Consider the following 20646-nt stretch of genomic DNA (forward strand, 5'->3'; position numbering starts at 1 on the left):
TTTCACAGGCACATATCGATCATGCCGCCGCTCGAGCAGGCATTGTCGGCTGCGCCGCCGCTGCAATTTGGTCGTTGTTGATGGAGGTGGAATGACCGAAGCTTCCAAAATGGAAGATTCCGGAATCCCGGCCGGCGATCGCTGACCGCCGGGTCCTCTTTGGCCGGGCGGTTATCACAGAACCAGCCGCTCCGTCTTCACATGTTCGGGAGCATCGGCTCGGGGCGGAGGCGTGCGCATCGCCTGGGCACTGCCGTCGGTGAGCGACATGCCGGGCAGGGCACCCATCCATCCGTTCGAACCTCGTTGCATCGCCCGTACCCAAACCCCGTATGCCTGTGTGGCGGCCGGATTTCCGGCCGTTGAGGGATGCTTATGCCATCCGATCTTTTCGCCAGTTTTTCCGAACTGTTAAAACTTGTTTCTGGATTGTGTCTGGGTGCGCCCTTCCGCATGGCCGCTGCCGCCGGTTTCGGCCCTTCCAGAAAAATCTCACCGCCCCCGGGAATAAAGCACGGCCCTTCCGGGTCTTCTCTGCAAGCGGGGCAATCTTGCGGCCGCGACCCTGGAAAACGAAACAAGGATTTACCGAATGACCAAGCTCGCCCTCAGCGTGGCTGCGATGTTGCTCGCCTCGAGTTCTGTCTTTGCCGGCAGCGATCATTTCGGCACGAGCACCATCACGCCGGCCGCCGTGACGGTCGACAACACCTACACCGCCTCTACCGCCAAGCCCGACATGGTCCGCCACGGCGTGCAGGCGACGATGAAATCTGATGCGGAGGAACCCGGCCAGGGCATCTGGGGCCGCTGAGTTCATGGTCGGCGCCGGATCCCGACGGTGCCGCTCCGATCCGCGGTCAGCGACGGAGGGCCGGCGGTCCTCCGTCATTCGTTCAAAAAGTAGCCACAACTCAACAGAGGAGATCACCATGTTCAGCATGACACGCCGCACAGTGCTTCAATCCGCCGCCGCCGCTGCCGCTTTCGGCCTTGCCGGCAAGCTGGAATTCACCCGGCCCGCCTTCGCACAGACGCCGGTGGAGCCCACCGTCGGCTTCTACAAATACACGGTCGGCGACATCGAGGTCACTGCCATCTATGACGGCATCTGGAAGAAGCCGCATGACCCGGCCTTCATCAGGGACGTCTCGGTCGACGACACCAAGGCGGCACTCGCCAAGGCAGGGCTGACCACCGACTTCATGCCCATTCCGCTCACCGTCGCCGTGCTCAAGATGGGCGGCAGGCTGATCATGATGGATGCGGGCTCGGGCGTCGGCCAGTGGCAGGCCAACGCCACGCATCTGCCGGCCAACATGGCCGCCGCCGGCATCGACTACAAGGCGATCGACACTATCATGATCTCGCATTTCCACCCCGACCATGTCTGGGGCCTGATGGAGAAGGGCACCAACACGCCGGTGTTCCCCAATGCCGAGCTGATCGTCAACGCCACTGAGTACGTCTGGTGGACCGATCCCAGCCGTCTGGCCAAGCTGCCGGAGGGTCGCAAGCCGGCGGGCAAGCGCATCGCCGAGAACTTCCCGAAATGGAAGAACTGGAAGCTGGTCGAGGACGGCGCCGAGGTCGTGCCCGGCATCCAGATCATCGCCGCACCCGGCCACACGCCGGGTCATTCGGTGTATCTGGCCAATTCCGGCAAGGAGCAGCTGATGATCTCGGCCGACACCATGTATGTGCCGGCGCTGCTGGCGCCGCACCCGGAATGGCAGGGCGCCTACGACCAGGACGGGCCGACGGCGATCGCCACGCGCCACAAGATCATCGACCGGGTGATCGCGGACAACATCCACATTTCCGGCTCGCACTTTCCGTTCCCGGGCACCGGCGTCTTCGTCAAGGACGGCAGCGCCTATGGCTTCACTCCCGTGCAGATTTGAGCGCCAGCACCCAACCAAGCGAGACAGACAATGAAACGATCCTTTTTGGGCAGAAACGCCCTGTTCGGCCTGCTCGGCGCCATTGCCGCGCTGACCGTCGTTCCCGTCGCCACAGTCATGCCTGCCTTTGCGGTGGACGACATCGAGGGCGCCGACGCGCCCGACCTCACCGCCGTCAAGGCCAAGCTCGACGCCAAGGACTATAAGGGCGCGCTGGCCGATCTGCGCGACCTCGCGCAGGACAATCAGCAGGCCGACGTCTATAATTTGCTCGGCTTCACACTGCGCAAGACCGGCGACTTCGACACCGCGCTGACCTACTACAACAAGGCGCTGGAGCTGAAGCCCGACCACAAGGCGGCCCGCGAATATCTGGGCGAGCTCTATGTCGAGACCGGCGACATGGCCAAGGCCAATCAGCAACTGGCCTCGCTGCAGAAACTCTGCCCGGCCGGCTGCGAGGAGCTTTCCGACCTGCAAAAGGCCATCGACACCAAGGTGACGAAGTAAGTTCCCCTCACCCGGATTGCCAACCGAATTGCGATCCGACCTCTCCCCGAGGGGAGAGGAAGGAGCCGGCACAAGCGCAAGCCTCTTCTCCCCGGCGGGGAGAAGGTGGCCGCGCAGCGGCCGGATGAGGGGGCCTTGGCGCTAACCATCCCCAACACACCAAAGTTCGGGCGCTCGTGGCTGGCGCCCATTGCCGGAGCCGGCGCCTCTCCCTCGAACCGGCTCCGGCCCTTTCGAACATAACATTCGGCAGGCGCCATCCCCGCTTGACGTCGCCTGTGCCCAAAATATCGGAGCCCGACCATGACCCTGAACGAACGCGCCGCGAAGCTGCACGCCACCAGACAATACCTGAGGGACGCGGCCCTGATCGCCGGTCGCCTGCTGCTTTCTCTCATCTTCCTGCATGAGGGCGTCACGCTGGCCACCCATTTCGAAGGCGCCGCCAAGGCGATGGCGGCGCTTGGTGTCAGCCTGCCGCTGTTCATCGCCACCGTGGCCCTGCAACTGGGGGCAGGGCTTTCCGTCGCAACAGGCCTGCTGACGCGGCTGGGCGCCATCGGTCTCGGCCTGTTCTGCCTGGCGACGGCAACCCTGTTCCACACCGACTTCGCCAGCCGGAACGAACTGCTGCATTTCGAAAAGGATCTGGCCATCGCGGGCGGCATGTTCGTGCTGGCCGTGGCGGGCGCCGGCAGGTTCTCGCTGGACTGGTTGTTAGCCGGCTACCTGCAGCAGCGGCAGCGCGACAAGGACATGGTGGCGGCGCTGCTGGCGGTGGAGAACCAGTTTTCCCTGGGGCTGCCGGTTTGAGGGGAGCTGGGCCCGCGCGCCTCATCCGGACACGCTCGCGACACGCACTTTGCTGGAACCAGCCTTGATGCTCCGCATTCTATAAGCAGGGGCTGAAGGAGCGTGACGTGAAAGCGATTGTAGCACTGGTCAGCGGCTTCGTTTTGACGCTGGCGGTTTTCGGCAGCGGGCTCGCCTTTGCCGCTTGGCTGCTTGCCGCCAAGCCTGCGCATGAGGCAAGGCCGACTGTCAGCGTGGCGGAGCTCTGGACCAGGAACGCGCGGCCGGTGAACAAGGCGGCGCAGAACCTTGAACGCTTGCCGGCCGACCAGCCCGCCCCGCCCGACATCGCCGCCAAGGAGCCGGCACCCGATCCGGCCGCGACCGGCTCGATCGAGCCCGCCGCAAGCGACGCGGTCCTGCCGGCGTCCCATCTCCAGTGGTGCGCCAGCCGCTACCGCTCCTACCATCCCGACGACAACAGCTACTTGTCCTATAGCGGGCGGCTGCGCCCCTGCGTATCGCCCTATCTCGACGCCGGCGCCGACCAGGGCGCAAAGCCTTCAGCCGAAGTCAGCTATGCCGAGACGGGCGACGCCGCTTCGGTCGCCACGGCGGGGCTTTCCGCCGACCATGTCGATTCCTGCTTCAGCCGCTATCGCTCCTACCGGCCCGAGGACAACAGCTACCAGCCCTATTCCGGCGGACCCAGGCGCCAATGCGAATAGCAGCCGGATGCGGGAGGCCGGGCGCGGCTGAAAGGTGCCTTGTGATCCCAGAGATCACGCAGATTTTTTGGATCGTTCGGATCGGCGCGGCGTTCATGCCTCACATGAGTGGAGGAATGGATATGAGCGACGACCGTGACGACAAGATCAGGAACCGCGCCTACGAGATCTGGCAGCGCGAAGGCGGCGCGCATGGCGACCATGACCGGCACTGGCGCCAGGCCGAGATGGAGATCGACCGGGAAGCCGCCCTGCCGCTGACGGCCGACGATGCGCTGCCGCAGACCGGCGAGATCGCCAGCTCCGACGTGCTGACGGTAGAGGAACTGGCCATCCGCGCCGGCATATCGGGCGACGAGGCGCAGGCGCTGCTCGATCGCCTGGGCACCGACCGCGCCGCGATCGAGCAGGCCGCGCGCAACCTCAAGGCCAAGCGCAGGCGCTGAACGCGAGGCATTTCGAGACAATGCGTTGGCGCGGCTTGATGAGAAGATGATTAATCGAGCGGCCCTCAAAATCCGCGCGCCCGCTACTTCCGTCATCCGCGGCAATGTCGGAACCCTTGGCCGCCTCGGAGGTTCACCCTGTCCCAACCCCCAGAGGAGATGCACTCATGGACCACGCAAACCACGTAAGGCTCCGCCCCGCCGAACTGACCCCCGACACGCTTGAAGGCGCGACGATCTACGGCCCCAACGACGAGAAGATCGGCTCCGTCGACCACATGCATGGCAGCGGCCAGGTCGTGATCGATGTCGGCGGCTTCCTCGGCATCGGCGCCAAACCGGTCGCCGTCGCCGCCAACGAACTCGATTTCATGCGCGACGAGGACGGCGACGTCCACGCCGTGACCAGCTGGACCAAGGACCAGCTGAAAGCCATGCCCGAACACCGTGACTGACAAGGGAAGGGCTCGGCGATCGCCGGGCCCTTCGCCAAGGGAGAGACCGATGATCAGGAAGCTGAAGGACGGAAAATACCGGCTTTATTCAAGGAAGAAGGACGAGAAGACGGGGAAGCGGCGGAATTTGGGGACGTTCGATACGAGGGAGGCGGCGGAGAAGCATGAGCGGGAGGTGCAGTATTTCAAGCGGGGGTGAGATGGCGAATCTGCTTTAGGCCCTGCCACCACAGCTCAGGCCAACTGTTCGGCAATGCCTTCTTGATTCACTACAACAAGAATTTATCAAGCGACTGAAATACACCCGCGCTTTTCCAGAGAGCTTCCCAATGACATACACGACCTCCTTAGCCCGCGTGACGGCGACGTTCAGCAGATTGGGTCGTCCGCCTGCCCACCCTCGCGCGCCACGCTGCTCGGCATTGGGTGCTCCAAGGATGAAGAAAATTGCCTCAGCTTCTCGCCCTTGGACCGTGTGGACTGTTCCGACGCGCTCGTACACCCAGGTGAAGGGATTCTCGACCCATCCGTCAAGCAAACCGCGAGCGCAACATTTCACGCATGCGATCCTGTACCACCACAAACGGGGTCACAATGTAAAAGTCAGGTGCGATTTCTTGTTGGCGGAGTTGCCTGAGCATATCCAGCAATACCTCGCCCTCCCGCTGGCACCATTTCTCCTGTCCGCGCCCTTCCACATCGATCCACTGCGAAGGCCCTAGAAGTCCCGGATAGGCGAGATCTTGGAGTCTTCGCTTGGACCATCAGATTCTCATAGGCAATTGCATTCGATATACTGAACATAGGCTCTTCGCACCGCCGATGTACCAGAAGGGGCACCCCAACTTCCCGCGTGCCAGATTTGGTTTCCAGGCAAACGGTCAGTATGGTTGCCTCCACGCTGTCAGAAACCTCGGGTCCAACTCTCTCTCCACCCCTCCCCGTTAACCATTCGTTAACCATTAACCCCCTAGCGTTTACCTCTCAGTAAGGATTCGCTGGCCGTGACCTTTGCCGCCCCCGTCGAAACAAAATCCATCCGTTTTCGCGCCCGTTCGTTCGTGGCCTTTTCGCTCACGCCGGAGGCGCCGATTTCCGCTTGGCTGGAGGGGCTGGATCATTGGATCGGCAATTCGCCGGGATATTTTGCCGGGCGCCCCGTGGTGCTCGATTTGAACGTGCTGAAGCCCGAGGTCGCCGATATCGCGCTGCTGGTTGCTTCGCTCGGTGCGCGCGGTATCCGGGTCTATGCGATCGAGCTCGAAGGCGCTTCGCTCGGGCTTGACCTGCCGCCGCTTTTGACCGGCGCCAAGGAGGCGACTTCGGACGGTCTGCTTTCCGGCCGCAAGGGCAAGGCGGAGGCGTTGGAAGAAGCCGGCAAACTGGAGACGGTGTTTTCGGATCACGGCAAGGACGCCGGCAAGCCCGAAGACGGCAAGCCTGTCGAAATCAAGGCCGAGGCCGGCAAGGGCAAGGCTGCCAAGGCGACGGAAGCCGGCGTGGTGGAGGCGGTCCAGGCCGGCACGCTGATGGTAAAGTCGCCGATCCGCTCGGGCCAGTCGATCTTCCATCCGCATGGCGATGTCATCGTGCTCGGCTCGGTCGCGTCCGGTTCGGAGATCATCGCGGCGGGCTCGATCCATGTCTATGGCACGCTGCGTGGCCGCGCCATCGCCGGCTCGCAGGGCAATCGGTCAGCGCGCATCTTCTGCCGCAGGAACGAGGCGGAACTGATCTCGGTCGACGGCTGGTACACCACGGCCGAAGAGATGGAAGGCGTCTCGCGCGGCAAGGCCGTGCAGGCCTTCCTCGAAGGCGACATGCTCGCCGTCGTGCCCTTGAACTAGGGCGGCGCGATGCTGACGCCGGGTTTCACGGTTCCGGTCGGGACATGCGCCGCGCGCGCAAGCTTCAGACCGGTTTGGGATGGCATGATGGCAGGCTCTGACCGTGCGGCGCACGGCATAACAAACGACAACAGTCAACGGAGGCTTTTTCCATGGGCAAGGTAGTGGTCGTCACATCGGGCAAGGGGGGCGTCGGCAAGACCACCTCGACGGCCGCGCTGGGTGCCGCGGTCGCCAAGACCGGCAAGAAGGTGGCGCTGGTCGATTTCGACGTCGGCCTGCGCAATCTCGACCTGATCATGGGTGCCGAGCGGCGCGTGGTGTTCGACCTCGTCAATGTCATCCAGGGTCAAGCCAAGCTGTCGCAGGCGCTGATCCGCGACAAGCGCGTCGACACGCTGTTCCTGCTGCCGGCCTCGCAGACGCGCGACAAGGATGCGCTGACGGAGCAGGGTGTCGGCGAAGTGATCGACAAGCTGCGATCGGTCTTCGACTATGTCTTCTGCGACAGCCCGGCCGGTATCGAGCGCGGAGCGCAGCTCGCCATGCGCTTCGCCGACGAGGCGGTCATCGTCACCAATCCGGAAGTGTCGTCGGTGCGCGACTCCGACCGCATCATCGGCCTGCTCGACGCCCGCACCATGCGCGCCGAACAGGGCGAGCAGATCGCCAAGCACGTGCTGGTCACGCGCTATGACGCGGCGCGGGCCGCGCGCGGCGAAATGCTCTCGATCGACGACGTGCTGGAAATCCTGTCGGTACCGCTGCTCGGCATCATCCCGGAAAGCCAGGATGTGCTGCGCGCCTCCAATCTCGGTTCGCCGGTGACGCTGTCGGAACCGCTCAACAACGCCGCCAAAGCCTATCTCGAAGCGGCAAGGCGGCTGGAAGGCGAAGATTTGCCGGTGGTGGTGCCCTTCGAACGCAAGGGTTTTCTCGACCGTCTGCTCGGAAGGAGGGCCGCATGAGCATCCTCGACCTCTTCAAGCGGCGCACCAGCGCGCCGGTGGCGCGCGAGCGGCTGCAGGTGCTGCTCGCCTATGAGCGCCGCAGCCGTGGCCAGCCCGATCTCGTCTCCATCCTGCGCGAGGAGATCATGGCTGTGATCGCCAGGCATGTGCAGATCGACCAGGATTATCTCCAGGTCTCGATGGATCGCGGCGAGACCATGTCGACGCTGGAAATCGACATCCAGATCCCCAACAAGAGCGCCGTGCCGCTGGCCATGGCGGGGTAAAAACGCCCCGCCTTTTCCTCGCCCCGCTCCAGAGGGGCGAGGGACCCGGATTTTGCCGGGCCGGCACCGCCGGTATGCGTCCAGATCAGTTCAGCGAAAATCTCGACCTGAAGCCCGCGGCGTTGTTGCGATTGGGATAGTCCTGATCCGGTATCGCAACGCCGAGATGGGTGCACAGCGGTTCCCAGCCATCGCCAAGAGCGTGGACCAGCAGCCGCTCCGGTGGCACCCCAGCGTACACCGCACGGACATTGGCCTCGTAGCAGGCAATGGCATGCGCTCGATCGCCAGGCCGGCCGCCGAACACCTGCCTCGCGATCAGGACAAGGCCCAGCGATTCCTGATCCACGCTTTGCTCAAGTCCCGCCGCGATCGTTTTTTCAAAACTCTCCCACCAGCTTTCGGCCGAACGGTAGGTCAGGATCACCCTGGCATTCGGATAGAATTCGATCAGTTCGCGCCAGTAGTACGCCGAGGGCCAGTCCAGACAGGAGACATAGCCCGAGAGCAGCTGGTTCCAGTCCGGCGTGGCACCTTGGGCCAGCGCGCGCCACATCCGTTTCTGCTCCTCGTTGCCGTTCACTTCCTGCATGTGATGACAGGGGCCGAAGCCGAGAATGGCCAGCGCCTCGCGCATCGAATCCGTGCCCGTTCGGCCGAAGCCGGTTCCGATCACCTTGATCGACATCTCCACGCCCTCCCGTTCGACCTGCAAGCCGTTTGCCGGCAGCATATCAGGCTGCACACCACGTTCACACCGTCGCGAACGCCACGGTCTGCGCCGGAGGCTCGGCACTGGCTGCTCGCGGCATCCAAATCGCCAATGTCGGAAATTTACATTTTCCAAGGGGGGCTTCCCCTGCGGAATAAGCGGATGTAAGGATGCATATTAGCAGTTTGTTAAATATCCGGTTTTGGTTGCGTACAGAGGGAGTTCCGTATGAACTTCAAGAGCCTGATCAAGCGTGCTGAAGACGTAGATAATGCCCTCCAGGAGTTGCAGGACGATCTTGCGGACGCCCTGGATGCCAGCCTCGACAGCGAATTCGAGTCACCGCCAAAGGGCGACGGTGTCCCCGATGCCGGGTCTGGTGCCGATGCCTCGCCACCACAAGCCGATGCCGACTATGCGGATGCCGCGGACAATCCGGATGACGCGGGCAATGCCGAAACTGCCGAAACCGCGCCACGACTGACCCCCCATGCCCAGACCCGGCTGGCGGCGCTGAATGCCTTCGAAGGGATGTTCCACGACGCCAGGGATTATCTGGATGAGATCAACGGCAAACTGTCGGAGATCTCGACCTCGCACCATCTGACGCGCGAATTCCTCAACATCCTCCACACCGACATTCTTCGCGCCAACGAGCTGGAGCTCGCGAATGCCGGCCTGGTCGCGGAGCAAAGGACGCTGTCGGACAGGCTGCACGACACGGCGGCAAAGCTGCGCGAGCGTGACGGCGCGTGCGAATTGCTGCAGCAGCGCGAGACAAGCCTGGTCCAGGACCGGGAGACGCTTCGCGCAACGCTTGCGGCGGTAAGGCTCGAGCTCACGGAGACGGCCAATGCCAGCGCCAAACGCGACGCGGAATTCGGCGACATCGCCAACCGACTGACGGCCAGGACGGTCGAAGCCAACAGGCGCCTGCGCGAGAGCAAGATGCTGCGGGAAAAACATGTCAGCCTGTCAGCCGAGCTCGACAAGGTGCTGAAGCGGGAGACCCAGGCGCGCCACAGGCTGGACGAGCTTTCGACAATCCACGCCAGCGAAGCGGCGCGGCTTGCAGAACTGATGGCGGCGCTCGGCAAGAGCGAGAAAGAGGAGATCCGGCTGCAGAAGGCGCTCGAGGCGACACAGGCCAAGCTGGCGGAAAAGACCGAGTCGGCCAGCATGATGCAAGGCGACTGGGAAGCCGAACGGGCTCGCGCCCAGACGGAAATGCGCGGATTGCGTTCCGAGATACAAGATCTGGAATCGCGGCTGGAGCGGGCCTCCAACGAGAACAGTGCGGCCGCCGCCGAGATGGCCAGGCTCAAGACCGAGCTGGACGACGCAGTGGCCGAAAAGAAGATCGCCGATGAAAGACTGTCCGCGCTCACGGATGAGAACGAAGCCGACAAGCTGAGCCTTTCCAGGGCGAACGCCACTCTTTCGCAGCTCACGCTGCAGCAGGCGTCGGAGGACATACAACGGGATGTCCAGCGGCAGGAATGCGAGGATCTGCGGGCCGAAATCGCGTCGCTCAATGCCCGGATCAAGGAATTGCTGCCCTACGAACGGCTCCACAAGGCCACCAACGGCAGACCGCGCGAAGGCGAGGTGGTAGAGATCGCCGCCGTGGTGGCCGAGAAAGCCCGTGCAACGGGCAGGCGGCCCATCCGCAGGAACCTGCGTGCCACGTCGTAGCTCGGCTCCGCAGGTCTCGTTGCCCAGCGCTTTGCGCTTAGCGTGCGCTGTTCAATGTCGGGCGGTCGAAAGCGGCGGCCGTCGAGGTCGCCAGGCGCATCGCGACCAGTATTTCATCACCTACCGGTCTTCGGTATTGACCGCTGCGTGAGACCAGGCTGGTGCCGGCCTGCTCATTGTGCCAGTGGCAATGCCGCTTTGGCGATAGCTCGCGCAATACCTCGCTGATATTGATAGCATCAGAAAATTCCTGGATGAGCAGATGACATCGAATTCGGATAAGGCGGAGACGGTCGAGCAGTTGCTCGAAACGCCGGACCTTGCCAGCGCGCTGGAAAGCGAACAATTCAAGAAGTTCCTCGACCAGGTGCCAATTGCAATCGCCGTTTCGGATGTCAGCGGGCAGGAACGTGTCGTCTATGCCAATCCGGAGTTCGAGAAACTGTCCGGTCTGAAGGCGGCCAAGCTCGCCCAGAAGAATTGGGCGGCACTTTCCGGCATCGGCCTGCACCAGCAGAAGGATCGCGCGCTATCAAGTGCGGTGGTCGACGAAACCGATTTCGTCGGTACCTTCCGACTGGAGCGGGCCGAGGACAAGCCTGCAATCGTCGACGTCTATTCCAACGTCATCGAGGATGACAATGGCAGAGCCTGCTTCCGGCTGGTGGCTCTGGTCGACGTCTCGGCCCATGGCGAGACCGAAGATGCGCGCTCGATCGAAGAGCGCGTTCGCGAGAAGGACACGCTGTTGCGGGAATTGCAGCATCGGGTGAAGAACAATCTGCAGATGATCACCGCCCTGATCCGTCTCGAAACGCGCAACGCGGCCGAGCCGGACCGCAACCGCTTCGAAAGACTGGCCGGCCGCGTCGACGCCCTGGCCATCCTTTATCAGACCCTGTCGGGCGAGGAGCACAAGGAAGAGGTCGATCTCGGCGTTTATCTCAGCCAGATCGCGTCCGCCGTAATGGCCTCGCATGCTGTCGAGGGCATTCGCCTCGACATGAAAGTGGACACCTATCCGGTCTCGGTAAACGTTGCCATGCCCACTGGCTTGGTGGTCAACGAACTGCTGACCAATGCGCTCAAGCATGCATTTCGCGGGCGCGACAGCGGGACGATCACCCTGCACAGCGTCGTAAACGGGGATGGCTGCCGCGTCGTCGTTGCCGATGACGGGATCGGGTTGCCGGACGGCGAAAGCTGGCCCAAGCGAGGCAAGCTCGGCGCGCTCATCGCACAGTCGCTGAGCGAGAACGCCAAGGCGGAGTTCCATGTAACCTCCAGCGCTGGCGAAGGCACCCGGGTCACAATCGTGTTCAAGCGCTCTGCCGCCGCAGCCTAGACTGGATACTGAAATGGCGCTTCACCCACGCTGGACCGGCCAGCCTGCTGTGATCTATCCGCAGCAAGGTTGCGAGCCGGCGGAAGGCTCGCAACAGGCCTTGGCTTTCCGCTCTTCCTCCAGCCAACGGTCGCGCGGCTTGCAGCTTGCCGGCCGGGGCGAAAGCTCGACATGCACCGCGCCGTCGACCAGCCGGGGAAGGGCGGCCCGATAAAGCGCGATCGGGTGCGCACCGTTGCTGACCTCGAAGGTGAGCCGCGCGGAAGGGTCGAGGTCGACATGCTCCGTCACCTTGCGGATGATCGCGGAGAATTTCGCGGCCGGCATATGCGTGCGGTCCTCGTCGACGTCCCAAAGCTGGACGAAGATCTCGGCCCAGGCTTCCGGATTGGCGCCGCAGTCCAGCGCTGCGAACGTGCCCGCCTTCACCTCGGTGACGTGGTAGCCGGGCCGCACCGGCCGGCCATCGTAGAAAAACACCAGCTGCCTGTCCTTGTGGCCGGCCAAGAACCCCAGCAGGCCAGCGATGGTGATGTCCTCGGGATCACTGACGATGGAGAGTTCAAATTCCCGATTGTCAGAGGCGGGCATGTGCGGTAATCCTTGTTTCAATATTTCTAGGATTGTTGAAATATGGATGAACGTCAAGCCCTGTCCGCCTTCGCGGCGCTTTCGCAGGAGACGCGTCTGCGCATCCTGCGGCATCTGGTGATCGCGGGTCCTGATGGTATTGCCGCAGGCGCCATCGCCGAGAAGGTCGAGGTCTCGGCGTCGAATGTGAGCTTCCACCTGAAGGAACTCGAACGGGCTGGGCTGGTAAGCGTGCGCCGCGATTCCCGGTCCATGGTCTACAGCGCCGAATATGAAGCGCTGAGCGGGCTCATCCGCTTTTTGATGGAGGATTGCTGCTCCGGACGGCAGGAGATTTGCGCGCCGGCGCTGGCGCCGGGCTGCTGTGCGGCCGATGCGCAAGAGACGGCTCAATGACGGTCGAGCGCCAATTCGACCTGCCGCGCCGCCTGGTCGCGGAAAGCCTCGGCACGGCGCTGCTGGTGGCTACGGTCGTCGGTTCAGGCATCATGGCGCAGTCGCTGACGACCGACGGCGCACTGGCACTTCTGTGCAACACGCTGCCAACCGGTGCGAGCCTGGTCGTGCTGATCACAATCCTCGGCCCAATATCCGGTGCCCATTTCAATCCGGCCGTGTCGCTCGCCCTCGCTCTGTCGCGCCGCCTGTCGGCCAGCGATTGCACCTTGTATATACTGGCCCAGCTTGCCGGCGGCATTGCCGGAACAATGATCGCGCATCTGATGTTCGGGCTGGCGCCGCTGGCGCTGTCGACGCATGGCCGCACCGGCGCCGCGCAGTGGCTTTCGGAAGGCGTCGCGACCTTCGGCCTGCTCGCCGTCATCCTCGCGGGCCTGCGCTTCGAACGCGCTGCCGTGCCGTGGCTGGTCGGCCTCTATATCACCGCTGCCTACTGGTTCACCGCCTCGACGTCCTTCGCCAATCCGGCGGTCGCGGTGGCAAGGGCGTTCACCGACACCTATTCCGGAATCAGCCCGGCAAGTCTTCCCGGCTTCATCACCGCCGAGTTCGCCGGCGCCGGCATTGCCTTGGCGCTGATGACTTGGCTGCTGCAGCCGCAATCCGAAATCCAACCTCTTGCCGTCAAGGCCACGCCATGACCGTCACCATCTACCACAATCCCGACTGCGGCACCTCGCGCAACACGCTTGCCATGATCAAAGCAAGCGGCGAGGAGCCGGTCGTCATCGAATATCTGCAACATCCGCCCAGCCGGGACCGCCTGCGCCAGCTTATCGCGGCCATGGGAATTCCGGTGCGCGCCTTGCTGCGCGAAAAGGGCACGCCCTATGCCGAGCTGGACCTGGCTGATCCCAAATGGACCGACGAGCAGCTGCTCGACGCCATGCTGGAGCATCCGATCCTGATCAACCGGCCGATCGTCGAGACGCCCAGGGGGACGCGACTGTGCCGGCCGTCCGAGCTTGTGCTCGACCTGCTTGACCATCCGGCGACCCATTTCACCAAGGAAGACGGCGAGGTGGTCACCGGTGACCGTGGCATCAGGTGATCGGGGCCTTTCCGAGCTCGATGCCTCGGAACGCGCGCCGACAGCCGCAATTGCCGCCCTTGGGGTCACCCAGATCATCGGCTACGGCACGCTCTATTACAGCTTCAGTATCCTTACCGCCGACATGGCGAGGGATTTGGGATGGCCGACCGAATGGATTTTCGGCGCGCTTTCGGCCGCCTTGCTGGTTGGCGGCCTGACGGCGCCGTGGCTTGGACGCTGGATCGACCATTTTGGCGCCGGAAAAATCATGACCGCCGGCTCGGTCCTTGCAGCGGCGGCACTGGCCGCCTGCGCCTGCGCTCCCACAGCCGTGGCCTTCGTGGCAGCGCTGATCGTCCTCGAAGTGGCATCGAACCTGGTGCAGTACGGCGCCGCCTTCGCGCTGCTGGTGCAGATAAGGCCACATGCCGCGCAACGCAGCATCACCTATCTCACCCTCATTGCCGGCTTCGCATCGACCGTGTTCTGGCCGATCACGTCAGCCTTGCACGCGCACATGTCCTGGCAGAGCGTCTATCTTGTCTTCGCAGGGCTGAACCTGCTTGTCTGCCTGCCACTGCACGCCTGGCTCTCGCATGGGCTGGCCAAAGGGAGGCGGGCGGCAAACGCTCCGCCACGGCATATCAGGGGATCGCTTCCCGCATCCTCGCGGCCGCTCGGCCTTGCGCTGATGGTCACTGCCTTCTCGCTGCAGAACCTGATCGCCGCCGCCGTGCTTGTGCATATGGTGCCGCTGCTTTCGGGGCTTGGCCTCGGCGCGACCGCCGCCATGGTCGGAACGTTGTTTGGGCCCTCACAAGTGTTGAGCCGCTTCGTCAACATGGTCTTCGGCGGCAAGCTGTCGCCCCTGATGCTCGCCACTATCTCGGCCAGCCTGATGACAACCAGTGTGGTCGTGCTGGATAGCACCGCGCCTTCAATCGCCGGGGCGATGGCGTTCGCCGTCGTCTTCGGCATGGGCAACGGGCTTTTCAGCATCGTCACAGGCTCGTTGCCGCTCACATTGTTCGGCAGCGAGGGCTACGGCCGGCTGCAGGGGCGGGTCATGGCGGCCCGGCTGATCGTCTCGGCCGTGGCGCCCTTTGCCCTGGCATTCGCCATGGTGCATATCGGCATTGCCTGGTCGCTCGGAGCGATGGCGCTTCTGGGCAGTGCCGCGCTGCTCGTCCTTGTGGCGATCACCAGACTGCCGAACGCGCGCAACGACCGGGTGTGATGTCCGACGGCGATGCCCGCCGGTTCATGCCATTTGACCGTGCCCTCATCGAGGCATCCGCGCTGTCTCACGACAGCAAGGCCGGTTCAGCCTATTGCGTTCCTGCCAGCAGGTTTGCGCCTGCCGGCATGGAGGATGAAGCACAAGTGACATCAATGCCGGTTGCCAGCCGCGAAGCAGCACCCTTGCCGGTCGCGGCACTGATGGGCGCCATGGTGTCGATCCAGATCGGCGCCACCTTCGCCAAGACGCTGTTCCCGGTGATCGGCGCGCAAGGCACGACGACGCTCAGGCTGGTCATCGGCGCGCTGATGCTGATCGCGGTGCTGAGGCCCTGGCAGATGCGGCCCTCACGCGCCACTCTGCCGTGGCTCGTCGCCTATGGGGTGACGCTATGCGCGCTCAATCTTCTGTTCTACGCAGCGCTTGCCAGGATCCCGCTCGGCGTCGCGGTGGCGCTGGAGTTTTCCGGTCCCCTGCTGGTGGCGACGCTGACCTCGCGGCGGGCCAGCGACTTTGCCTGGATCGCGCTTGCCGTCGCCGGCATCGTGCTGTTGTCGCCCTTCATCCACTCGCTAAAGCCGCTCGACCCGATCGGCGTGATGCTGGCGCTGGCGGCCGGCGGGTTTTGGGCGCTCTATATCATGCTGGCGCAGAAGGCGGGCGCGGAGCTCGGCACCCGCACCACCGCCTATGGCATGGCGATCGCAGCCGTGCTGGTGCTGCCCTTCGGCATCGCGGAAGCAGGATCGGCGCTGCTCGCGCCATCGATCCTGGTCAGCGCACTGCTCGTCGGCCTGTTTTCCAGCGCGCTGCCGTTCTTCCTGGAAATGGTTGCGCTGACCCGCATGCCGGCGCGTATCTATGGCACGCTGACCTGCCTGGAACCGGGGCTCGGCGCGCTGGCCGGGTTTTTATTCCTGCGGGAAAGCCTGACCATGCCGCAACTGGCCGGCATCGCCGCCGTGATCGTGGCCGCCGCCGGCACCGCGCTGACCTCGAAGCCGCCGGTACCTTCGCCGGAGTAGGGGCGGACGCCAGGACCGCCCGGCGACGTCAATTTGGCGCGAGCCGGCGGCCTGTTGTCGTCAGAATTTGACGCTGAGGTTTGCCTTCGCGCCCTGGTCGACCGTGCCGCCGCCGAACTGTCCGGTATAGGACAGGCCGAGCGTCGCGTTGGCCGACATGTTGAGGTCGAAGCCGGCCTCGATCACCGCTGCGTCCCTGGCGATCGGCACGCCGCCGATGGTGAATTGATCGCCGCCGGCAAAGGCGAGGGCGGAAGTCGGCGTGACGTCGCCAAAGGCGTGACGCCAGCCGAGCATGCCGCGCGCCGTGGTCTTGACGCCGCCAAGCGCAAAATCGGTCGAGCCGCGCATGCCGAGCGTGGTGAAGGTGGCGTCGGTGTTCGAACCGGCGCTGGTCAGTGCCGCCGCACCACCCTGTTCGCTAAAGCCGTCGGTTCTCACATTGACATAGGCGAGATTGGCGAACGGCTCGAAGTGGAAGCGGTCGGCATCGACCTTGTAGGCAAGCTCGCCGAACGCCTGCGCGGTGCCGGCATCGTAATCGGCCGACAGTGCGTCGGCAAAACCGTTGAAGGCGACGGAGCGCTTGGTCGAGAGGCTGCTCCAGCTGTAGGCGGCGCCGCCGCGGAAGGCGATGGCGCCCCAATTGGTGCCGCCATAGAGACCGAGATGGTAGTTGTCGCTCTTGCCGGAGGAATTGCGATCGTCGGCGTCGAAGGACGAATGGCTGTAGCCGCCGAGAGCACCAACGCGCCAGCCGCCGACCAAAGTGTCGGCGCCGGCCAGCAGGCCGCCGGTGGAGCGGTCGAAGGCGGCGGCATTGCCGTCGCTGTCAGTACTGCCCCACGAACCGAAAGCCTGGCCCCAGACGGCGAAGCGGTCGGTATCGGCGGCGACCATTTCGGGCCCGCCTTCGCCATAAGCCATGACCGGCAACGCTGCCGCACCAATATCGCCGAAGGCGGCGCTGATGCGATTGCTGGCGGCGTCGCGGACGAAGCGGCTGTCCTCGAGCAGCATGCCCTTGGCCGAGGCGTGAATTTCGCCCGAAAGCTGGTCGAAAGCGTCCTGGGCGGCGGCTTCACTCGGCAGGGCGAAGATGGCATCAAACAGCGGATTGCCGCTGCCAAGGCTTTCGGCGCCGCCGCCGGTGGCGATCTGATTCGGCGTCAGGCCTACACTGGTAAAGCTTGCCTTGGCCAGGTTGAGATAGACATTGTTCGCGTCATAGGTGAGCGTCGGCGCGATGAAGATCGAGCCGCCGGTTTCAAGACTGGCCTTGTCGAAGGCGCCGGTGACACCGCCCGCCGCCGTGACGATCGTATAGGTCGTGCCGGTCGCATAATCCGGATAGGGGATGACGTCGACCGTGCCGCCGCCGATCGTCACCGTACCGGTGGCGCTGATCCGATCGGATGTGCCGCCGCTTTCGACTTCAACGGCATAAATCGAACCCGCCGAGAAGGCTGTGTTGCTGACATTGATCGTGCCGATCGAATTGCCCGGTGCAAAGGTCCCGCCCGAAGCAATGGTCACACTGCCTGCCGTGCCCGACCCGCCAAGCAGGCCGCCGGTGACATTGATCGCGCCGCCGAGCAAGCCGTTGACATAGAGGCCGCCGCCGAGAACGTTCGTCGTCCCGGTGAAGCCGGAGGAATTACCGGTCAATTTGGTGTAGCCGGCGATCTGGTTGATCGTCCCCAGTCCGCTGATCGCCGAAGCGAAGCCATTGTTCGCGCTGGCATGGTTGAAATTGAGCGTGCCGGTGCCGGCGCCGAACTGCAAGGTGGCCGAATCGAGGACGCCGGCGCCCGCCGCCGCGGAGCCCGCCGCGCCGCCGATGTTAAGCGCGCCGACGGAGCCGGCTTGGCTGGCGATCACGGTAACGCCGTCCACCAGAGCGGTGCCGCCGTTGGAGAGTGTCACCGAAGCCGTGCCGCCGAAACCGATATCCAGGTCGCCGTGCATCTCCCAGAGCGAGGCCGGGCCATCAACGGTTGCCTGGCCGGTGGCACCGGCGGCGAACGCCATGTAGGTGCCGCCGCCGGAGGCGACGCCGCCATTGGTGACGGCAAGAGTGCCGCTTCCGAGACCGGCAAGATACATGCCGTTCTTGTTGGTCCATTTCGAGCCCACGCCGTCGACGGTAACCGCACCGGTGGCTGTCGCCGCCTGGCCGACAAAGACGGAATCCGCATCCGCTGAACCGCCGCTGGAGATGGAAAGTGTCGCGTGACCGGCGCTTCCCAGGATAAGATTGTCATCGGTGCTCCAGGAGGATCCCGCCCCGTCCACCGTCACGGTGGCGGTCGCGGTTTCGAACACCGCGAGGAGCGCGGCCTGGTTGAGGACATGGCCGCCATCCGCGACCTGGAGAGTGCCGGCGCCCTTGAAACCGAGGAACAGGTCGCCAGAATTGGTCCAGCTCGAACCCGGTCGATCGACCGTGACGGTGCCCATGGACCCGACGTCGTAGCCCACAGAGCCAGTCTGGTTGCTGACGGCGCCGCCATTGATGATGTCGATCGTGCCGGTTCCTGATTGGCCGACAATGAGTTTGCCGGTATTCGCCCAGTTCGAACCCACGCCATCCACCGTCGCGGTTCCGCTGGAGCCCTGATAGTAACCTAAAGTGCCGTCTACGTCGTTGAGGGCACCACCTCCCGACACGGAAACGGTGCCTGCTCCGCCAACGCCCACGGTAAAGTCGCCGATGTTCATCCAGGTCGAGCCGATGCCATCGACAGTTGCCTTGCTCGAAGAATCCACCGAACCGCTTCCGGCGCTTACGACGCCGCCATTCGTGATCGCCAATGTGGAGATCGAACCGGCGCCGACCTGTAGAAAGCCGCTGTTGGACCAATTCGAACCCGCACCGTCCACGATACCGGTACCTACGCCGGCACCGTACCCAAGCACGGCATTGACATCGCTGACACTGCCTCCATTTGTAATGTTCAACGTGCCGGAACCATCGAGCCCGACCTGCATATCGCCGCTATTGGTCCAGGTCGAACCCGCGCCATCGACGAACACCATGCCGGTCGAGCCTGCTTTCGCGCCAATGGCCCCCGCGCCATTGCTGACCGTGCCGCCATTCGAAATGGTCAACGTGCCAGTGCCGGCGTCGCCGACAAACAGGCTCGACGCGATGCTCCAGATCGAACCTATGCCATCGACCGTCGCCGCGCCCGTCGAGCCCGCCGTGGCACCGACAAAGCCGATGTTGCTGCTGACAAGGGCGCCGTTCTGGATGTTCAGTAAGCCAGTGCCGCCATACCCAACGTAGAGGCCGCTCGTGTCGCTCCATGTCGATCCGCTTCCGGTGACCGTAAGGGTGCCACTCGAATCGGCATTGATGCCGATGTAACCCGCCATGGCGCTCACCGCGCCGCCGTTCTGGATCGTCAGCGCGCCGGCACCGTAATTGCCGATGGAGAGAAAGCCGGAATTGGTCCAGTGCGAGCCCGCGCCGTCCACCGTCGCGGCGGCGGCCGGGCTGAAATTTTCACCGATATAGCCGTTGGTGTTGCTCACCGTGCCACCGTTCTGGACCGTCAGCGTGCCGGCGCCGTTCCAGCCGACATAAAGCTCGCCGGAATTGGTCCAGGACGAGCCGGCGCCGGCGACTGTCACGGCGCCGGTCGAGCCGGATTTGGAGCCGATCTGGCCGCTGGCGCTGCTCACCACGCCGCCGCTCTGGATCGTGAGCGTGCCGGCGCCGCCCCAGCCGACAAGCAGATTGCCGGAATTGGTCCAGGACGAGCCGACGCCGGTGACAGTCGCCGAGCCACTGGAACCGGCCTGCTCACCAATCGAACCGAGGGAATTGCTTACAGCGCCGCCGTTGGAGATGGTCAGAGTGCCGGCGCCGGCATGGCCGATGAAGAGCGACGAACTGCTGGTCCAGGTCGAGCCGGCGCCGTCAACCGTCGCCGTGCCGGTGGAGCCAGCATGCCAACCGATGGTGCCCATGGCATTGCTGACCACGCCGCCATTGGTGATGTCCAGCGTGCCGGTGCCAAATTCGGCGACGTAGAGATCTGCACTGTTAGTCCATGTCGAGCCCGGGCCGTCCACCGTTACGGTGCCGGTGCCCAGGCCGTAGCCGACATGACCCACTTTGTCGCTCACAGCGCCGCCGCCGGAGATCGTCAAGGTGCCTGTGCTGCCGGTGCTCAAGGCAAGGAAAACGTCCGAACTGTTGCTCCAGACGGAGCCTGCTCCAGTGACGCTCACGGTGCCGCTCGCGTCCGAAGCGTAGCCGAGATAGCCGGCAGTGTCGGAGAGGGTGCCCCCATTGGTGATCGCCAGCGAGCCCGAGTAACTCGAAATGGTGCCCATAAGCAGATAATGGGCGGCCGCATTCGCCGCATTGACCACGGTCGGGTGCGGGAACACCGGATCGAGAATGACATCGTCGCTCGATGTCGGAACAGCGGCGGGGTTCCAGTTTCCGGCGGTAAACCAATCCGTGGAGGTGGCGCCGGTCCAGATCTCGGCTGCCGAAGCGGGGATCGGCTGGCCAAGGCCGACCAGCGCCGTCGACGTCAGCGCCAGATATTTCAAAGCGCTAGCCTTGCGGCCTACAAAACCATTCCGCGGCATTCGATCCCCTGACATGACA

Annotated in this window: 23 protein-coding genes; 18 read left to right on the forward strand and 5 right to left on the reverse strand. The window is 64.0% G+C overall.

All coding sequences use genetic code 11. The features are described 5' to 3' along the window. Positions 1-174: 174 nt before the first annotated feature. Positions 175-312: a hypothetical protein gene (locus FJ434_RS29920; RefSeq protein ID WP_181166066.1), complete on the reverse strand. Its 138-nt coding sequence runs from the start codon at positions 310-312 to the stop codon at positions 175-177. Between the two features lie 280 nt (positions 313-592). Here FJ434_RS29920 and FJ434_RS25255 point away from each other — a divergent pair, with 280 nt between their 5' ends. The 8 genes from FJ434_RS25255 to FJ434_RS25290 all read left to right on the forward strand — a co-directional run bounded on the left by FJ434_RS25255 (position 593) and on the right by FJ434_RS25290 (position 5034). Continuing rightward, the gene (locus FJ434_RS25255) at positions 593-814 is read left to right on the forward strand and encodes a DUF680 domain-containing protein (protein WP_140751429.1); all 222 of its coding nucleotides are present in this window, start codon (positions 593-595) and stop codon (positions 812-814) included. Positions 815-932: 118 nt separating this feature from the next. Further along, complete coding sequence (locus tag FJ434_RS25260; RefSeq protein ID WP_140751427.1) at positions 933-1904, forward strand: MBL fold metallo-hydrolase; 972 nt, start codon at positions 933-935, stop codon at positions 1902-1904. 30 nt (positions 1905-1934) lie between these two features. Continuing rightward, complete coding sequence (locus FJ434_RS25265; RefSeq protein ID WP_140508664.1) at positions 1935-2414, forward strand: tetratricopeptide repeat protein; 480 nt, start codon at positions 1935-1937, stop codon at positions 2412-2414. Positions 2415-2717: 303 nt separating this feature from the next. After that, on the forward strand, positions 2718-3227 hold the full coding sequence (locus FJ434_RS25270; protein ID WP_140508666.1) for a DoxX family protein: 510 nt from the start codon (positions 2718-2720) through the stop codon (positions 3225-3227). A 107-nt stretch (positions 3228-3334) separates the two neighbouring features. Then, positions 3335-3934: a BA14K family protein gene (locus FJ434_RS25275; protein WP_140508668.1), complete on the forward strand. Its 600-nt coding sequence runs from the start codon at positions 3335-3337 to the stop codon at positions 3932-3934. 122 nt (positions 3935-4056) lie between these two features. Further along, positions 4057-4380 carry a DUF2934 domain-containing protein gene (locus FJ434_RS25280; RefSeq protein WP_140508670.1) on the forward strand — a complete coding sequence of 108 codons (324 nt, stop codon included), beginning with the start codon at positions 4057-4059 and terminating at the stop codon, positions 4378-4380. Positions 4381-4547: 167 nt separating this feature from the next. Continuing rightward, entirely contained in the window at positions 4548-4835 is a 288-nt protein-coding gene (locus FJ434_RS25285) for a hypothetical protein (RefSeq protein WP_027144288.1), read from the forward strand. Positions 4836-4884: 49 nt separating this feature from the next. Beyond that, the gene (locus tag FJ434_RS25290) at positions 4885-5034 is read left to right on the forward strand and encodes a hypothetical protein (protein WP_140509404.1); all 150 of its coding nucleotides are present in this window, start codon (positions 4885-4887) and stop codon (positions 5032-5034) included. Between the two features lie 15 nt (positions 5035-5049). Here the strand turns inward: FJ434_RS25290 and FJ434_RS29985 are convergent, their stop codons facing one another. After that, on the reverse strand, positions 5050-5394 hold the full coding sequence (locus FJ434_RS29985) for an AAA domain-containing protein (RefSeq protein ID WP_210243211.1): 345 nt from the start codon (positions 5392-5394) through the stop codon (positions 5050-5052). Positions 5395-5839: 445 nt separating this feature from the next. Between FJ434_RS29985 and minC the strand changes: the two genes are divergently transcribed. From minC to minE, 3 genes are all read left to right on the forward strand, one after another. Then, on the forward strand, positions 5840-6682 hold the full coding sequence (gene minC, locus FJ434_RS25300) for a septum site-determining protein MinC (RefSeq protein WP_140751425.1): 843 nt from the start codon (positions 5840-5842) through the stop codon (positions 6680-6682). Between the two features lie 152 nt (positions 6683-6834). Then, a complete protein-coding gene (minD, locus tag FJ434_RS25305; RefSeq protein WP_027144292.1) occupies positions 6835-7650 on the forward strand; it encodes a septum site-determining protein MinD in 816 nt (271 codons plus the stop codon). Continuing rightward, positions 7647-7919 (forward strand): cell division topological specificity factor MinE, encoded by a 273-nt coding sequence (gene minE / locus FJ434_RS25310; protein WP_027144293.1) that lies wholly within the window; start codon positions 7647-7649, stop codon positions 7917-7919. The genes minD and minE overlap by 4 nt, the downstream gene beginning before the upstream one ends. An 85-nt stretch (positions 7920-8004) precedes the next feature. Here minE and FJ434_RS25315 read toward each other — a convergent pair whose 3' ends face one another. Then, the gene (locus FJ434_RS25315; RefSeq protein WP_246673964.1) at positions 8005-8652 is read right to left on the reverse strand and encodes a sulfotransferase family protein; all 648 of its coding nucleotides are present in this window, start codon (positions 8650-8652) and stop codon (positions 8005-8007) included. 207 nt (positions 8653-8859) lie between these two features. Between FJ434_RS25315 and FJ434_RS25320 the strand changes: the two genes are divergently transcribed. Both FJ434_RS25320 and FJ434_RS25325 read left to right on the forward strand, forming a co-directional pair. Beyond that, positions 8860-10326, forward strand: a complete 1467-nt coding sequence (locus tag FJ434_RS25320; RefSeq protein ID WP_140751423.1) for a hypothetical protein — start codon at positions 8860-8862, stop codon at positions 10324-10326. 262 nt (positions 10327-10588) lie between these two features. Continuing rightward, a complete protein-coding gene (locus FJ434_RS25325; protein WP_140751421.1) occupies positions 10589-11671 on the forward strand; it encodes a histidine kinase dimerization/phosphoacceptor domain -containing protein in 1083 nt (360 codons plus the stop codon). A gap of 54 nt (positions 11672-11725) precedes the next feature. Here FJ434_RS25325 and FJ434_RS25330 read toward each other — a convergent pair whose 3' ends face one another. Beyond that, a complete protein-coding gene (locus FJ434_RS25330) occupies positions 11726-12262 on the reverse strand; it encodes a DUF6428 family protein (protein WP_140509412.1) in 537 nt (178 codons plus the stop codon). A 42-nt stretch (positions 12263-12304) separates the two neighbouring features. Between FJ434_RS25330 and FJ434_RS25335 the strand changes: the two genes are divergently transcribed. The 5 genes from FJ434_RS25335 (at position 12305) to FJ434_RS25355 (ending at position 16019) form a co-directional block, all read left to right on the forward strand. Beyond that, complete coding sequence (locus FJ434_RS25335; RefSeq protein WP_140509414.1) at positions 12305-12658, forward strand: metalloregulator ArsR/SmtB family transcription factor; 354 nt, start codon at positions 12305-12307, stop codon at positions 12656-12658. Continuing rightward, positions 12655-13362, forward strand: a complete 708-nt coding sequence (locus FJ434_RS25340; protein WP_140751419.1) for an MIP/aquaporin family protein — start codon at positions 12655-12657, stop codon at positions 13360-13362. Before FJ434_RS25335 ends, FJ434_RS25340 begins: the two co-directional genes overlap by 4 nt. Continuing rightward, the gene (gene arsC, locus FJ434_RS25345) at positions 13359-13772 is read left to right on the forward strand and encodes an arsenate reductase (glutaredoxin) (protein ID WP_140713832.1); all 414 of its coding nucleotides are present in this window, start codon (positions 13359-13361) and stop codon (positions 13770-13772) included. Before FJ434_RS25340 ends, arsC begins: the two co-directional genes overlap by 4 nt. Then, a complete protein-coding gene (gene arsK / locus FJ434_RS25350; protein ID WP_246678370.1) occupies positions 13753-14991 on the forward strand; it encodes an arsenite efflux MFS transporter ArsK in 1239 nt (412 codons plus the stop codon). Before arsC ends, arsK begins: the two co-directional genes overlap by 20 nt. Positions 14992-15137: 146 nt before the next feature. Beyond that, positions 15138-16019, forward strand: a complete 882-nt coding sequence (locus FJ434_RS25355) for a DMT family transporter (RefSeq protein WP_140751417.1) — start codon at positions 15138-15140, stop codon at positions 16017-16019. A 60-nt stretch (positions 16020-16079) separates the two neighbouring features. Here the strand turns inward: FJ434_RS25355 and FJ434_RS25360 are convergent, their stop codons facing one another. Next, positions 16080-20627, reverse strand: coding sequence for an autotransporter domain-containing protein (locus tag FJ434_RS25360; RefSeq protein WP_181166065.1), 4548 nt, complete (start codon positions 20625-20627; stop codon positions 16080-16082). Between the last annotated feature and the right edge of the window lie 19 nt (positions 20628-20646).

This window comes from Mesorhizobium sp. B2-5-13 (assembly GCF_006440535.1).
Lineage (GTDB): Bacteria > Pseudomonadota > Alphaproteobacteria > Rhizobiales > Rhizobiaceae > Mesorhizobium > Mesorhizobium salmacidum.

Coding starts and splice junctions, on each gene's coding strand:
- FJ434_RS25330 (WP_140509412.1), bottom strand. CDS start 12,262: ATGCCCGCCTCTGACAATCGGGAATTTGAACTCTCCATCGTCAGTGAT.
- FJ434_RS25325 (WP_140751421.1), top strand. CDS start 10,589: ATGACATCGAATTCGGATAAGGCGGAGACGGTCGAGCAGTTGCTCGAA.
- FJ434_RS29920 (WP_181166066.1), bottom strand. CDS start 312: ATGCAACGAGGTTCGAACGGATGGATGGGTGCCCTGCCCGGCATGTCG.
- FJ434_RS25270 (WP_140508666.1), top strand. CDS start 2,718: ATGACCCTGAACGAACGCGCCGCGAAGCTGCACGCCACCAGACAATAC.
- FJ434_RS25260 (WP_140751427.1), top strand. CDS start 933: ATGTTCAGCATGACACGCCGCACAGTGCTTCAATCCGCCGCCGCCGCT.
- FJ434_RS25340 (WP_140751419.1), top strand. CDS start 12,655: ATGACGGTCGAGCGCCAATTCGACCTGCCGCGCCGCCTGGTCGCGGAA.
- FJ434_RS25315 (WP_246673964.1), bottom strand. CDS start 8,652: ATGCTGCCGGCAAACGGCTTGCAGGTCGAACGGGAGGGCGTGGAGATG.
- FJ434_RS25280 (WP_140508670.1), top strand. CDS start 4,057: ATGAGCGACGACCGTGACGACAAGATCAGGAACCGCGCCTACGAGATC.
- arsC (WP_140713832.1), top strand. CDS start 13,359: ATGACCGTCACCATCTACCACAATCCCGACTGCGGCACCTCGCGCAAC.
- FJ434_RS25255 (WP_140751429.1), top strand. CDS start 593: ATGACCAAGCTCGCCCTCAGCGTGGCTGCGATGTTGCTCGCCTCGAGT.
- FJ434_RS25285 (WP_027144288.1), top strand. CDS start 4,548: ATGGACCACGCAAACCACGTAAGGCTCCGCCCCGCCGAACTGACCCCC.
- FJ434_RS25360 (WP_181166065.1), bottom strand. CDS start 20,627: ATGCCGCGGAATGGTTTTGTAGGCCGCAAGGCTAGCGCTTTGAAATAT.
- FJ434_RS25290 (WP_140509404.1), top strand. CDS start 4,885: ATGATCAGGAAGCTGAAGGACGGAAAATACCGGCTTTATTCAAGGAAG.
- FJ434_RS25320 (WP_140751423.1), top strand. CDS start 8,860: ATGAACTTCAAGAGCCTGATCAAGCGTGCTGAAGACGTAGATAATGCC.
- minD (WP_027144292.1), top strand. CDS start 6,835: ATGGGCAAGGTAGTGGTCGTCACATCGGGCAAGGGGGGCGTCGGCAAG.
- FJ434_RS25265 (WP_140508664.1), top strand. CDS start 1,935: ATGAAACGATCCTTTTTGGGCAGAAACGCCCTGTTCGGCCTGCTCGGC.
- FJ434_RS25335 (WP_140509414.1), top strand. CDS start 12,305: ATGGATGAACGTCAAGCCCTGTCCGCCTTCGCGGCGCTTTCGCAGGAG.
- minE (WP_027144293.1), top strand. CDS start 7,647: ATGAGCATCCTCGACCTCTTCAAGCGGCGCACCAGCGCGCCGGTGGCG.